At 70.9% G+C, this 13,296-nt stretch carries 17 protein-coding genes and 2 tRNA genes; 9 read left to right on the forward strand and 10 right to left on the reverse strand.

Annotated features, from left to right (window positions below; translation table 11 throughout):
* The first annotated feature begins 81 nt into the window (after positions 1-81).
* From BJ975_RS15055 to BJ975_RS15070, 4 genes are all read left to right on the forward strand, one after another.
* Positions 82-156 (forward strand) — tRNA-Ile (locus tag BJ975_RS15055).
* A gap of 143 nt (positions 157-299) precedes the next feature.
* Positions 300-375: transfer RNA gene (locus BJ975_RS15060), tRNA-Ala, on the forward strand.
* A gap of 171 nt (positions 376-546) precedes the next feature.
* A complete protein-coding gene (locus tag BJ975_RS15065) occupies positions 547-1,065 on the forward strand; it encodes a hypothetical protein (protein WP_179427388.1) in 519 nt (172 codons plus the stop codon).
* Between the two features lie 66 nt (positions 1,066-1,131).
* Positions 1,132-1,782: an NUDIX domain-containing protein gene (locus BJ975_RS15070; RefSeq protein WP_179427390.1), complete on the forward strand. Its 651-nt coding sequence runs from the start codon at positions 1,132-1,134 to the stop codon at positions 1,780-1,782.
* 27 nt (positions 1,783-1,809) lie between these two features.
* Here BJ975_RS15070 and BJ975_RS15075 read toward each other — a convergent pair whose 3' ends face one another.
* A complete protein-coding gene (locus BJ975_RS15075; RefSeq protein ID WP_218845964.1) occupies positions 1,810-2,724 on the reverse strand; it encodes an HNH endonuclease in 915 nt (304 codons plus the stop codon).
* A 242-nt stretch (positions 2,725-2,966) separates the two neighbouring features.
* On the opposite strand from BJ975_RS15075, the gene BJ975_RS15080 reads away from it, so the two are divergent.
* From BJ975_RS15080 to BJ975_RS15095, 4 genes are all read left to right on the forward strand, one after another.
* Complete coding sequence (locus tag BJ975_RS15080) at positions 2,967-3,557, forward strand: hypothetical protein (protein ID WP_179427392.1); 591 nt, start codon at positions 2,967-2,969, stop codon at positions 3,555-3,557.
* Positions 3,558-3,659: 102 nt separating this feature from the next.
* The gene (locus tag BJ975_RS15085; protein WP_179427394.1) at positions 3,660-3,812 is read left to right on the forward strand and encodes a hypothetical protein; all 153 of its coding nucleotides are present in this window, start codon (positions 3,660-3,662) and stop codon (positions 3,810-3,812) included.
* Positions 3,813-3,957: 145 nt separating this feature from the next.
* A complete protein-coding gene (locus BJ975_RS15090; protein ID WP_179427396.1) occupies positions 3,958-4,506 on the forward strand; it encodes a hypothetical protein in 549 nt (182 codons plus the stop codon).
* A complete protein-coding gene (locus BJ975_RS15095; RefSeq protein WP_179427398.1) occupies positions 4,503-5,234 on the forward strand; it encodes a glycosyltransferase family 2 protein in 732 nt (243 codons plus the stop codon). Before BJ975_RS15090 ends, BJ975_RS15095 begins: the two co-directional genes overlap by 4 nt.
* On the opposite strand, the gene BJ975_RS15100 is transcribed toward BJ975_RS15095, so the two are convergent.
* The 7 genes from BJ975_RS15100 to idi are packed head-to-tail and all read right to left on the reverse strand — an operon-like array spanning position 5,227 to position 10,884.
* A complete protein-coding gene (locus BJ975_RS15100) occupies positions 5,227-6,102 on the reverse strand; it encodes a prenyltransferase (protein WP_179427400.1) in 876 nt (291 codons plus the stop codon). The two genes, BJ975_RS15095 and BJ975_RS15100, sit on opposite strands and share 8 nt — an antisense overlap.
* The gene (locus BJ975_RS15105; RefSeq protein WP_179427402.1) at positions 6,099-6,422 is read right to left on the reverse strand and encodes a lycopene cyclase domain-containing protein; all 324 of its coding nucleotides are present in this window, start codon (positions 6,420-6,422) and stop codon (positions 6,099-6,101) included. The genes BJ975_RS15100 and BJ975_RS15105 overlap by 4 nt, the downstream gene beginning before the upstream one ends.
* Positions 6,419-6,745 carry a lycopene cyclase domain-containing protein gene (locus BJ975_RS15110; RefSeq protein ID WP_179427404.1) on the reverse strand — a complete coding sequence of 109 codons (327 nt, stop codon included), beginning with the start codon at positions 6,743-6,745 and terminating at the stop codon, positions 6,419-6,421. Before BJ975_RS15110 ends, BJ975_RS15105 begins: the two co-directional genes overlap by 4 nt.
* Positions 6,742-8,337, reverse strand: a complete 1,596-nt coding sequence (crtI, locus tag BJ975_RS15115) for a phytoene desaturase family protein (protein WP_179427406.1) — start codon at positions 8,335-8,337, stop codon at positions 6,742-6,744. Before crtI ends, BJ975_RS15110 begins: the two co-directional genes overlap by 4 nt.
* Positions 8,337-9,239 carry a phytoene/squalene synthase family protein gene (locus tag BJ975_RS15120; protein WP_179427408.1) on the reverse strand — a complete coding sequence of 301 codons (903 nt, stop codon included), beginning with the start codon at positions 9,237-9,239 and terminating at the stop codon, positions 8,337-8,339. Before BJ975_RS15120 ends, crtI begins: the two co-directional genes overlap by 1 nt.
* Positions 9,236-10,288 carry a polyprenyl synthetase family protein gene (locus tag BJ975_RS15125; RefSeq protein ID WP_179427410.1) on the reverse strand — a complete coding sequence of 351 codons (1,053 nt, stop codon included), beginning with the start codon at positions 10,286-10,288 and terminating at the stop codon, positions 9,236-9,238. Before BJ975_RS15125 ends, BJ975_RS15120 begins: the two co-directional genes overlap by 4 nt.
* A complete protein-coding gene (idi, locus tag BJ975_RS15130) occupies positions 10,285-10,884 on the reverse strand; it encodes an isopentenyl-diphosphate Delta-isomerase (RefSeq protein WP_317628282.1) in 600 nt (199 codons plus the stop codon). The genes BJ975_RS15125 and idi overlap by 4 nt, the downstream gene beginning before the upstream one ends.
* A gap of 141 nt (positions 10,885-11,025) precedes the next feature.
* Between idi and BJ975_RS15135 the strand changes: the two genes are divergently transcribed.
* On the forward strand, positions 11,026-11,553 hold the full coding sequence (locus BJ975_RS15135; RefSeq protein ID WP_179427412.1) for a MarR family winged helix-turn-helix transcriptional regulator: 528 nt from the start codon (positions 11,026-11,028) through the stop codon (positions 11,551-11,553).
* Positions 11,554-11,692: 139 nt separating this feature from the next.
* Here the strand turns inward: BJ975_RS15135 and BJ975_RS15140 are convergent, their stop codons facing one another.
* The gene (locus BJ975_RS15140; RefSeq protein ID WP_179427414.1) at positions 11,693-12,613 is read right to left on the reverse strand and encodes an LLM class F420-dependent oxidoreductase; all 921 of its coding nucleotides are present in this window, start codon (positions 12,611-12,613) and stop codon (positions 11,693-11,695) included.
* Complete coding sequence (locus tag BJ975_RS15145; RefSeq protein WP_179427416.1) at positions 12,613-13,245, reverse strand: hypothetical protein; 633 nt, start codon at positions 13,243-13,245, stop codon at positions 12,613-12,615. Before BJ975_RS15145 ends, BJ975_RS15140 begins: the two co-directional genes overlap by 1 nt.
* Between the last annotated feature and the right edge of the window lie 51 nt (positions 13,246-13,296).

Consider the following 13,296-nt stretch of genomic DNA (forward strand, 5'->3'; position numbering starts at 1 on the left):
TGGACGGCACGTGATCCACCACTCGCCGACCCGATTGGAACTCGCCGGGGACCTTCGGGTAATCTCTTCTATTGCTGCCCGGGGCCTATAGCTCAGCTCGGTTAGAGCGCTTCCCTGATAAGGAAGAGGTCGATGGTTCAAGTCCATCTAGGCCCACCGAAGGAGGAATCGACGTGAAGAAGATCCTCACCCTGGCACTCGCGGTCGCCGGAGCCGTCTGGTTCTCCAGCCGCCGCAAGGCCGCTGCGCAGCCCGATCCCTGGGCGCAGCACAGCGACTCCGTCTGACACACCCACCACGGGGCCTTGGCGCAATTGGTAGCGCACCTGCTTTGCAAGCAGGGGGTTAGGGGTTCGAGTCCCCTAGGCTCCACCACTCACTGCTGGCCCTCCTTGGATGCCCGCCGATGCGGCCTCGAACGTGGTCTCCAGCTGACACGCTGACCCTGTGAGCTCCTGGACAGGCGGACCGTGAGGACCCGAGTGGTCGGCACCTCCGGCGCACTCGCCGCCGCCGTCGCGAACGCGTCGCTGGGTCATCGTCGCCGTGGTCGTGACCCTCGCCGTTCCCGTCGTCGCGTTCGTGGGTATGTGGGGCATGTGGGGCACGTGGGCCTGGGGGATGTACGCCTATGCCACGCACGACCGGCTCGGGTTCATCGAGAACAGTACGGTCATCGCCGCCGTGGAGGAGCCATGCGCGGAGATGGTCCGATCCGCGAAGGGCGGGTTGCCAGAACAGCCCGCTCAGCGGTCGACAGCCCTGACCGCGTTCCGTTCGACGGCACGTAGCATCCCGACTGCGATCGAATCGGTGCCGGCGCGGGAACTCGGGAAAGACCTGCCCGCCGCGTGGTGGGCCGAGGACTGGACCACGCTGCTGAGTGCCGTCGACGAGTACGCGTCGTCCCTTCGTCAGAAGGGCATGAAAGCACGGTTCGCCATGCCACTGACCGAAGACGGAGTCTCGATCGTGACTCGAATGAACATGGCCGCACCGGAAGGGCGTGCGGTGCCCGACATGCTGGTCGCCCTCGACCCTTCGGCACCGGTCGCCGCCGACTGATCCGACCGCAACGCTGGAGGTCCGCCCTACGATCGTCAGCATGCAGAGACTGATCGTGGGTGCCCGATGACCGCGGGGATCGACACGCCGGACCGCCGGGGGCGCATCGGACTGCACCTCACCGGGCGGGACCTGGACCGCAACCCCGACGTCGTCGTGAAAGACGTCGAGGTGCTCGCGAACGACTGGTACGTCCTGCGGGCGACGACGTTCGAGCAGCGGATGTCCGACGGCACGTGGCGCACGGAGCGGCGCGAGACCTACGACCGTGGTGACGGCGCCACGATCCTGCTCTATGACGCCGACGCCAGGACCATCCTCCTGACGCGGCAGTTCCGCTTTCCCGTCTACGTCAACGGGCACCCCGACGGGATGCTGATCGAGACCGCCGCGGGACTGCTCGACGAGGACGACGCCGAGGCCGCGATCCGGCGCGAGGCCGCCGAGGAGACCGGCATCGAGGTCGGGCCCGTGCAGCACGTCTTCGACGTGTTCATGAGCCCCGGCTCCGTCACGGAGCGGCTCCACTTCTTCGCCGCGCCCTACCGCTCGGACGACGCGCACGAGACCCGCCACGGCGTCGCCCACGAGGGCGAGGACATCGAGATCGTCGAGCTCGGCATCGACGAGGCGCGCGCCGCGATCGGGACCGACATCGTCGACGCCAAGACGATCATGCTGATCCAGTGGGCGCTTCTCGACGGCCCTTTCGCCTGAGGCGCTGTCCGACCCGCGTGTCAGGGATCAGCTCGCGTCGAGAAATGCCTGGTATCGAGCCTCGAGCAGCAACCGATCGGGGTGCTGTGCTCGCCGTTCCGGAATCACCATCAGCCTCTTGCCATGGAACTCTTGGATGCCGTGTCGCAGCATCGGACCGTCGACTTCCTGCAAGACGGCGGCGTTGACGCGGACCTCATACGACGGCGTGATCCCCACGATCCTCCGGTCATAGGCAGCATGGTGCATCTTGCACAGTGACAGACCATTGGTGACCACCGGACGTCCGCCAGCGCCATCCTCCTGAATGTGGGCCGCGTCGAGAAGATCGCTGTGGCGAAGCGAGCAGACGGCGCACGACGTGCGGTAGGCGCGTAATACGGCTGCTCGGAAAGGTCGCTGATGCAGGCGGAGTTTGGTGAGCTGCTCGCGGTAAGAGGGATCGAGTTCGATGTCCACCTGCGAGGCAGCGATGTCGGGTTGAGGAACCGCGTCGATATCGACGACGAACTGCAAATCTGCCCGCTCCTCGCCGATCAAGTAGATGGGGTAGAGCGCGCTATAGCCGCCAGGCACTCCCTGCCACCAGATCAGAGGAAGCTGTTCCGCCATCGCCTCGCGCAAGGCACGGTTTTGATAGTGATGGGGATCGTCGCCGCGCATCTTGTACCGGTAGAGCCCGTCGCCTCCCACGTTGTCGTCATACGGCCGAAGACTCTCGTCTGATCGGTAGACCGTGCGGAACGAGAGCGCCGCCTGAAGATTCCCCGGCTTCCAGATTCCCTGCTGAGTCGGCATCAGGCGAATGGTCTCGCCTGCCAACGAAAGGCCAGTGGTGTCCTGCTGCGTGAATGTTTCGTGACCCGCTGCTCGCTGACGGTCGAGCCACGCGAACGCAGCATGCCGGATGGCGAGCTCGCGCAGCCTTTCCTCAGGAGTCACACCGAGATCATTCCAGGATCGTCGGTCGTGTGTGCCGACTTTGTCGGGCTTTGCTTCGCGCCGTGAGGTGAAGGGCTGCAGCTGAGCTCTGGCGCAAATGACCGCGGGGCCCCATGCCTGACCTGCAGGGACGCGTTCTCATCCGACGAGCGGCTTCGTCTCGACTGCGGTACCAAGGAATGAGAGGGCCCGGCGCACCAGCGTCGACCGACGCAGCCGCGGCCCGCGGACGGAGAAGTGCGATGGACAACGTCGACACCTGGGTCTGGATCCTGATCGCCGTCGTGGCGGTCCTGCTGCTGCTGGCGCTCGTGGCCGCGCTGGCGAAGAGGGGGAGCAAGGCCAAGGAGGAGCGCCGACTGGAGCAGGAGCGCCGTCACCGCGAGGAGGCCGCGCAGCTGCGCGACGAGGCTCGGGAGGCCTCGGTCACCGCGAACCAGACCGCGGCGGGCGCCGCCGCGGCTCGGGCTGACGCCGATCAGGCGCGCCTCGATGCCGAGCGACTCGAGCGTCAGGCGAAGGACCTCGAGCACGAGGCCAACGAGACCAAGCAGCACGCCGATCACCGCCTGTCGAAGGCGGACGAGATCGACCCGGACGTCATCACCGACAAGGACGGCAACGTGGTGCACCGGAACGAGACCGCCGATCAACCGCTGGCCGGGGAGCAGCACGAGCACCACGTCGGCGAGCGCGCCGTGACGGACGAGAACGGCAACGTGCAGTACGGCGACACGCCGGGCGACCAGCCCGGCGACGCGCGGTACGACGAGACCCGCGAGGACGTGCTCCGCTCGGAGCCCGACACCGGACCGGACACGCCGCGCCGCTGACGGTGACCGCCCGCTCTCGGTCCTGAATCGGCTCCTCGCGGCTCTCCATCCACACGGACGAGCACGACGGAGGACGACATGAGCGAGAGCGAGGCGTGAGCCGTGGTCGCCCTGGTGCTCGCGTTCCTGTGCGGCATGGCCTTCACCGTGTCGGTGGCCGTCCTGTTGGCCACCGGCATGGTGACCCGGGCCGTCGCCTCGTTCTCGCTCGCCGAGGAGGACCCGGGAGTGGACGACTTCGCCCACCTCCGATGACCGCGGCAGACGCCCGGTTTGTCCCCAGCTGTGCACAGACGTGTGGACAAACTACGCCGATGTGATTCCTGCGATTCCGGGCGATTTCGCGTGCCGACCCGCCCGGCCACCATCCGCGACGCTCCGTCCTCAGTAGGATGGTCGAATGCCGCTGATCGCCCCTGACGCCCTGCGCGCGGCGGGCGTCGTGAGCGTCGTCGCGGCGACGATCGAGGGCGGCTGGATGGGGTTCGCCCTGTTCTTCCTCGTGCTCGGCGGCCTGTTCATCCCGCGAGCGATCGGCACCGGCCCCGCGCTCGACGTCGCCTACTGCGGCACCCTCCTGCTCGGCGGATGGGCCGCGCAGCTCGATTGGTACCTCGCGGTCCCGGAGCTCGACATCGTGGTCCACGCCGCGGCCACCGGCCTCATCGCCGCGCTCACGTGGCAGGTCCTGGTGAAGGTCGGCGCGCTGCCGGCCCACGACGACCCGCGCATCGCGCGACCCCGTCTCGGCGCGTTCATCGTCACGATCACCACCGCCGTCGCCCTCGCCGTCGTGTGGGAGTTCCTCGAGTGGATGGGCCACACGTGGCTCGACGACCGCATCCAGGTGGGGTACGACGACACCGTCGGCGACCTGGCCGCCGGCGCCATCGGGGCGGTCGTCGCGGCACTCGTCGTCAGCCGCACCTCCGCCGCGGAGCCGCGATGACAGCGCGCACCGTCTCGGTCGTCATCCCCGTCCACGACGACGCCGCCGAGCTGGCTGAGTGCCTGCGCCTCCTGGCGGCCCAGACCGTCACACCGCTCGAGGTCGTCGTGGTCGACAACGCGAGCGCCGACGACTCGGCTGCCGTCGCCGAGGCCGCGGGAGCCCGCGTGGTCCCCGAGCCGCGCCTGGGGATCCCGCCCGCCGCGGCCACCGGCTACGACGCCGCCCGCGGCGAGGTGATCGCGCGGCTCGACGCCGACTCGCGGCCCGGCCCGGACTGGGTCGCGCAGGTCACTCGCGCGATGGCCGATCCCCGCGTCGACGCGGTCACCGGCGCCGGCTACTTCCACGACCTCCCGCCCGTCCTGCGGCAGATCGCCACGGTGGTCTACCTCGGCGCCTATTACGTGCTGACCTACCTCGCGCTCGCTCACCACCCGTTGTGGGGATCGAGCATGGCCGTCCGCCGCACCACGTGGGAGCGGGTGCGCGACCGGGTGCACCGGTTCGACGACGTCCACGACGACATGGACCTCGCCTTCGTGCTGGGACCGGAGTCCGTCATCCGCTACGACCGTTCGCTGCGGCTGGCGGTGTCGGGCCGCTCGGTGCGCGGCCGCGCCCAGCTGGCGCGCCGGATGGACCGCGCCGTCACCACCCTGCGGCTCAACTGGGCCGAGCGACCGCCGTGGGTGCGGTGGCAGGACCGCTTCCGCGCCGTCAGGTGAGGGTGATCCAGATCAGCAGCTGCGTGACGAGGAAGCCGGTCAGGAAGTTCAGCCACAGGAAGCGCCGCCACGCGACGTTGGCCTCCTCGCAGGTGGCGTCGGTGATCGAGCGGTACGGCCAGATGTTCGCCACGTACGGCAGCACCAGCAGCGCGGCCAGCGTGCCGGGCCACGGCAGCAGCAGCAGGCAGACGCCACCGAGCAGGTAGGCGCCGAGCGCGAACCACGTGGTGTTGCGGGCGCCCAGCGCCGTGCCGATCGAGCCGATGCCCGCGGCGCGGTCGGCCATGACGTCCTGCACCGCGCCGAACGCGTGCGAGCCGATGCCCCACGCGAAGAACCCGAGGAGCGCGGCCACGACGGGCACGGTGACCTCGACGTCACTGCCGCGGGCCGCGGCCAGGGCGAGGCCGAAGACCGCAGGGCTCACGAAGTGCGTGCTCGAGGTGATCGAGTCCAGGAACGGCCGCTCCTTGAACCGCAGCACCGGCGCCGAGTACGCGATGACCGCGAAGATGCTGATCGCCAGCACGAGGTTCGAGACCGCCGAGCCCATCGCGGCGAGGACGACCACGAACGGCACGTTCGTGACCACGGACGACCAGATCGTCAGCCGGTGCACGCGCTGGTCGAGCACGATCCCCTCGACCCCGCCTTTGCGCGGGTTGCGCAGGTCCGACTCGTAGTCGAAGACGTCGTTGATTCCGTACATCATCAGGTTGTAGGGGATGAGGAACCAGATGCAGCCGATCCAGAACGCCGCGTCGAGCCCGCCGTCGGCGAGCAGGTACGCCGCGCCGAACGGGAACGCCGTGTTGATCCAGGACAGCGGGCGCGACGAGGCCAGGACCTGCCCGGCGCGACTCACGACCGGTCCTCGGCCGGCTCGCGCGCAGGCGCCAGGAGCAGCAGCAGCGAGGAGACGAGGATCGTGGCGGCGATCGGCCACGCGAAGTCCTCGATCGGGGCCAGCCCGACGTGGATCCCGGTGAGCGACTCCTCGTCGAAGCGGAACAGGTCGGCGGCGATCATGATGCTGTCGAAGACCGCGGTCAGCACGACCAGCGCGAGCGCCGTGAGCCCGGTGGCGGCCCACCAGCGCCGGTCGGGTCGGCGCCTCACCACGGCGACGGCCAGCACCGGCACGGTGACGGCGGTGAACACGGCGGCCAGTCCGAGGTACGTCATCGCGCGGCTCCCTCGCGGTCGAGGACTCGCGTGAACAGGCCGTGCAGCACGCCCGTGACGTAGCAGAGGAACGCGATGAAGAAGAGCTCCTCGAGCGGCAGCTCGCGCGCGACCTCGATGCCCGTCATCGCCGGCGACTCGCCGCGGCCGTAGACCTCGAGCTGGATGGCCACGAGGTCCCACACCAGGAAGAACACGAACCCGATGGCCAGGACGACCAGCGCTCGGCGCGGCCACCGGAACAGGAACAGCCGCCAGCGGTGATCGACCAGGCCCATGCAGAAGCCCGCCCCGACGACCGAGGCGAGGTAGAGCCAGCTCACGCGTCCACCGTAGTGCCGGTGGGCTCCCCGATCGGGCCGGCCGACCGGTCGCCACGCAGGCGCTTCAGCACGAGCTCGGCGCTGATGAGGCACATCGGCAGGCCGATGCCCGGGATCGTGCTGGATCCGGCGTACAGGAGGCCGTCCACGTGACGCGACGCGTTGCGGGCGCGGAGGAAGGCGCTCTGTCGCAGCGTGTGCGCGGGCCCGAGCGCGCCGCCCGACCACGCGTTGAGGTCGGCGGCGAAGTCGCCGGGGCCGACGGTCCGGCGCACCTTGATGCGCGAGGCCAGGTCGGGAACGCCAGCCCAAGCGGAGATCTGTGCGATGGCGGCGTCCGCGGTCTTCTCGATCACGGGGTCGCCCGTGCCGTCGATGCCGCCGCGCCCGAGTCCGACGTCGGCCGGGACGGGCACGAGGACGAACACGTTCTCGTCACCCGGGGGCGCGACCGTGGGGTCGGTGGCCGACGGCTTGCAGACGTAGGAGGACGCCGGGTCGGGCACGCGGCCGGGCCGCCCGAGGACGTCGTCGAAGTTCGAGGCCCAGTCCTGCGTGAAGAACATGGTGTGGTGGGCCAACTGCGGCAGCTCGCCCTCCACTCCGAGGTACGCGAGCACGGCTCCGGGGCCGGGGTCGCGGCGGCGCCACCAGGACTCGGGGTAGGTGCGCAGGTGCTCGGGCAGCAGCCGCGTCTCGAGGTGGTGCAGATCGGCCGCGCCGACGACGACGTCGGCGCCGATCCACTCGATGCGCTCCGCGGTGCGGAACGTGACGCCCTCGACGCGCGCCCGCGCACCCGGCACGAAGGGCAGTCGATCGGTCGCCACGGTGTCGATGCCGATGACGGTGGCGCCGGTGTGGATCCGCACCCCGCGCGCCCGCGCGAGGGCGGCGATCGCGTCGATCAGCGTGGAGAAGCCGCCCTGGGGGTAGAGCACCCCGCCGGCAAGGTCCATGCCGCTCATCAGGTGGTACATGCTCGGCGCCCGCGACGGGGACGAGCCGAGGAAGACCGCGGGATAGCCCAGGATCTGGCGCAGCCTGACGTCGTCGAACCGCGAGGCGACGTGGGACTCGAGCGACCGGCCCAGCAGGCCCGCCAGCTGGGGCGCGCGGCGCAGCACGTCGGCGTGCGCGAGGTTCGCCGGCCGGTCGAAGCTCGTGTAGAGGAAGTGGTCCACCGCCATGGCGAGCGCGTCGTCGGCCGAGTCGAGGTACTGCTCGAGACGCTGGCCTGCCCCGGGCTCGATCGCGTCGAACAGGGCCACGTTCCGGGCGCGCGTGGTGAGCACGTCGACCGGATCGGCGTGGCCCTCGAAGAAGACGCGGTACGCCGGGTCGAGCCGGACGAGGTCGAGCTGCTCCGCGGCCGAGGTGCCGAGCAGGCGGAAGAAGTGGTCGAAGACCTCGGGCATGAGGTACCAGGAGGGGCCGGTGTCGAACCGGAACCCGTCCTGCTCCCACGTTCCGGCGCGCCCACCGACCTCGTCGCGCTGCTCCAGCAGGTCGACCGACCAGCCGTCGGCGGCGAGCAGTGCGGCGGTGGCGAGCCCCGAGATCCCGCCGCCGATGACCGTGACGCGCCCCATCAGACGCCCACCGTGACGGCGCGCGCGACGACCCGGGCCTTGGCCGGCCCGGGCACGCGGATGCGCTCGGACCGGATCCGCTCGGGCGAGGCGTGGCGCAGCCGGCGCGAGAGCTCGGCGAACAGTGCGTGCGCGGCGGCCACCGCCCGGCGGCTGCCGGCAGGCAGCTGGGGGATCACGGCCGCGGCGGCCGCGAGGTCGGCGTCGATGTCGTCCAGCAGGCGGTCGCGCATGGCCACGTCGAAGTGCTCCGGGTCGAGGCCGGGCACGTAGCTGCGGCCGAGGTTGTCGCGATCGTCGCCGAGGTCGCGCAGGAAGTTCACCTTCTGGAAGGCGGCGCCGAGCCGTCGCGCGCCCGGGGCCAGCGCCTCGTACGCGCCGTTGACGTCGGGCTGGTCGAGCAGGAAGGCCTTGAGGCACATGAGCCCGACGACCTCGGCCGAGCCGTAGACGTAGGTCGCGAAGCTGGCCTCGTCGTGCTCGGTCCGGAACAGGTCGGTGCGCATCGAGTCGAAGAACGGGTCCACGAGGTCGGTGCCGATCCCGCAGGCGCGGGCGGTACGCGCGAAGGCGTGCACGACGAGGTTCGCGCTGTGCCCCGTGCGCATCGCCTCGTGGACCTCGGCCTGGAGCGAGTCGAGCAATCGCAACTGCTGGTCGTGGTCGCCCTCGGGGCGCGGTGCGTCGACGATCTCGTCGGCCACCCGCACGAGCGCGTAGATGTTGCAGACGCGCGTGCGCACGGGCTCGGCGAGCAGCCGCGACGCCAGCGAGAACGAGGTGGAGTACCGCTTGATGACCAGCGCGGCGGCGTCCTCGGCCACCTCGTCGTACAGCGCGTAGGCCTCGGTGGCGGCGGTGGAGCCGGACTTCCCGTGGTCGTCCGGGTGCAGGACGCTCATGCCGCCCCGACCTGGGCGGCCCGCGTCAGCGCCGTGGGCGTCATCCGCCACGCCTGCTCGACCAGCGGGTCGAGCAGCGAGCACTCGAGGCCGAGCGAGCGCGCGTGCTCGCGGGCGACGGTGAGGTGCCCCTCGGCGAGGTCCTCGATGTGGTGGCGCGAGCCGCACTCCTGGAGCGCCTCGCGCACGGCGGACGCCGCGGCCTCCGTGAGCTCGGGGTCCCCCAGGTGAGGGGCGATGCGGGCCCAGGCGTCGGTCTGCGAGGCATGCACCATGAGTGGCGTGCGCTTGCCCTCGCGTAGGTCGCCGAGCGGGTCCTTGCCGGTCTCGGCGGGGTCGCCGAAGATCGCCATCACGTCGTCGTGCAGCTGGAACGCGATGCCGAGGCACCGACCGATCTCGCCCAGCGCGCGGACCGCGGCGTCGTCGGCGCCGGCCAGCACGGCTCCGGCCTGCAGCGGCAGCACGAACGAGTAGACCGCGGTCTTGTGCTCCGTGACCGCGATGGCCTCCTCGGCGCCCGGCATCTCGGGGCTGAGGGCGAGCCGCACGTCGGCCAGCTCGCCCGCTGCCGACGCGTGCAGCGTGGCGTCGAGGAGGTCGAGCAGGCGGTGCGTGGCGGCAGCGTCCGCGCCGCACGTGGCCACGGCGCGGATCGCGGCGGCGAGCGCGAGGTCGCCGGCGAGGATCGCACCGGCGCGGGAGTAGGTGTCGCGGTCGTCGGGCGCGGTGCCCAGCTCGGCCGCGTCGCTGCGGAACAGCCCCGGCACGCTCGAGCGTCCTCGGCGGGTGTCGTCGTTGTCGATCACGTCGTCGTGGATGACGAAGGCCGTGTGCAGCAGTTCGGTGGCGGCGGCCACGGCATCGACCACCGGCTCGGGCTGTTCGCCGTCGAACGCGGCATGGACGGTGGTGACGAGCCACGGCCGGAAGCGCTTGCCGCCCGAGCTGCCGAGGTCGAGGGCGTCGAGCAGCGCCGCGTGGTCGCGGGCGAGGCCGGGCACCCGGGCGGAGTGCAGCAGCGAGTCGAGCTCGGACTGGAGGGTCATGGGCGGGTCTCCGTCTCGTCCGGTGCCAGCACGTGCCACGCGTCGGCCTCCTCCATCGCCGCGGCCTGCTCCACGAGCCACGGGCTGAGCGCCCACGGCGCCACCCGCACGGTCTCGCGCAGGTCGGACACGTCGACCCAGCGGTGCTCCTCGACCTCGTCGGGGTGCGGCTCGACGTCATCGCTGGTGCGGGCCACGAACACGGGGCAGACCTCGTTCTCCACCACGCCGGAGGCGTCGACCGCACGGTACGCGAAGTCGGGCAGGACGGGACGGATCGCCTCGGGCTCGAGCCCCAGCTCGCCGCGCCCGTGCCGGCTCACCGCGTCGACGAGGTCCTCGCCGGGTCGCGGGTGGCCGCAGAAGGAGTTGGTCCAGACGCCGGGCCACGACCGCTTGCCCAGGGCGCGGCGGGTGAGCAGCACGCGGCCCTTTCCGTCCACCAGATAGCAGGAGAACGCGAGGTGCAAGGGGGTGTCGGTTCCGTGCACGCCGTGGCGCGGAGCGGTGCCGATGGGCCGGTGGTCGTCGTCCAGCAGGACGACCAGATCGTCGGGGTCGTCGTGGGGGAGGCGGTCGGGCAGGTCCGCGCGCACGGCAGCGGCCGAGGCAGCGGCATCCACTGCACCGGGCGAGAGATCGAGCACGGGTTCCACGGTTCCTCCTGGGGACACTTGAAACCGTATTGCTAAGCAGTCTAGATATCAACTTGTAGAAATAAGGGATAGAGTCGTGCCGTGCCCCTGACTCCACGTACCCCAGTGGCGCCCGCCTACACCGACGACGAGCGCGGCCTGCTGCGTGCGGTTCGCGAGCTCGTCCGCGCGGATCGCGAGATGCGGAACCGCCTCAGCGACTCGATGCGCGTCAACCCCACCGACCTCCGCTCGCTGCGCCACGTCATCCGGACCGTCGAGCAGGCCGAGGCCGGGGTCGTGCAGGGGGCGCTCCCGGGAGTCACGCCGCGCCGCCTGGCGGACCATCTCGGCATCAGCACCGCCGCGGTCACCACGCTCGTCGATCGACTGGTCGCCTCGGGGCACCTCGAGCGGACGCCGCACCCCACCGACCGCCGCTCGGTGCTGCTCGTGCCCACCGAGCAGGCCCGCCGCGAGATGTCGGCGCACCTGGCCGACATGCACGACCGGATGAAAGCGATCGCGGCGAAGGTGCCGCACGACGCGCGGCCGGCGATCATCGACTTCCTGCAGGCCCTGACGTGGGAGATGGAGCGCGGGACGCTGGAGGTCGGACCGCCGTCCTGAGGATGAGTTGTCCCCACGTGGGGACAATGCTGTGGGTAAATCACACCGGTGTCATTCGCCCTGCGCAAAGGCCAGAACGACGAGGCACCCGGCCGCCGCAGCGGTCCGGGTGCCTCGTCGTCTCGGAGCTCTCGAGCGATCACACGTGGGGCATGATCTCCTCGGCCACGAGCGCCAGGTGGTCCAGATCGGACAGGTCGAGCACCTGCAGGTAGATCCGCTCGGTGCCGGCCTCGGCGAACGCGCCGATCCGGTCGACGATCTCGGCGGGGGTGCCGGCCAGGCCGTTCTCCCGCAGCTCGTCGACCTCGCGGCCGATCGCCGCGGCGCGGCGAGCGATCTCGGCCTCGTCCGCGCCCGCGCGCACCACGAGCGCGTTGGACCAGGCCAGCGTCGACGGGTCGCGCTCGGCCTTCTCACAGGCCTCGCGGACCCGCGAGAACAGCGTGCGGGTCTCCTCCACCGAGACGAACGGCACGTTGAACTCGTCCGCGAACCGGGCGGCGAGCGCCGGAGTGCGGCGCTTGCCCTTGCCGCCGACGATCACCGGGATCCGCTCCTGCGCCGGCTTGGGGAGGGCCGGCGAGTCGCTGATCGTGTAGTGCTCACCGTCGAACGAGTACGAGCCGGTGGTGTCCGCCCACAGACCCGTGATGACCTCGAGCTGCTCCTCCAGGCGGTCGAAGCGCTCCGGGGTGTCGGGGAACCCGATCCCGTACGCGCGGTGCTCGGCGTCGAACCAGCCCGCGCCGAGGCCGAACTCCACGCGGCCCCGGCTCATCTGGTCGACGCCGGCCACCGTCACCGCGAGCGGTCCGGGCAGCCGGAACGTCGCGCTCGTGACCAGCGTGCCGAGCCGGATCGTGGACGTCTCGCGGGCGAGGCCCGCCAGCGTGGTCCACGCGTCGGTCGGTCCGGGCAGGCCGTCGCCGCCCATCGCGAGGTAGTGGTCCGAGCGGAAGAAGGCGTCGAAGCCGAGCCGCTCGGCCTCCTGCGCGACCGCGAGGAGGTCGTCGTACGAGGCGCCCTGCTGGGGCTCGGTGAAGATCCTCAGCCGCATCAGGCGCGCGAGTCCGGGTCGTCGGTGCCGAGCGGGTTCGGCGACGCGAGGTCGTCGGAGCCGGCCTCGTCGATGTCGAACGGCGCCTTCTCGTCGGCCTTGCTCGCGTCGGCGCGCAGGCCCTCCGAGCTGGTGCTGTAGGCGAGCGACGTGGCGTCGGCCTGGGGCGCCGCGGAGTCCTCCGAGCCGGTGTCGGAGGACGACGTGGTGCCGGAGGGCGTGCTCGTGGTCGGCGTGGCGGAGCCGAAGGTGGCGGCGGCGACGGTGGCCGGGCCCGGGGCGGGCGTCGGCGTGGCCTGGCTCGGCGACGAGTCGTCGTCCTTCGAGAAGTCGGCGGCGGTCTTGACCTTCTCGGTTGCGGTGTCGGACGCATCCTTGGCCTTGCCGGCCACGTCCTTGGCCTTCTCCGCGACGGTGCCCGAGACGTCCTTCGCGGTCTCGGCGACGCGGTGGCCGGCCTCGGACGCGGCGGCCTTGGCGGTGTCCTGGGCCTTGTGGGCGGTCGTCTGCACCGGCTCGGTGTGCCACACCTTCTCGGCCTGGCGCTTGATCTGCTCGTAGCGGCCGCGGCCGGCGCGGGTTCCGAGGACGTATCCGACGGCAGCGGCCGTCAGCAGCGCAAGCTTCTTCACGAGGAATCACTCCTAGGTGTCGGGTGGGGACTCGTCCATTGTGTCGTGCTT

The sequence above is a fragment of the Aeromicrobium tamlense genome (genome assembly GCF_013408555.1).
GTDB classification, from domain to species: domain Bacteria; phylum Actinomycetota; class Actinomycetes; order Propionibacteriales; family Nocardioidaceae; genus Aeromicrobium; species Aeromicrobium tamlense.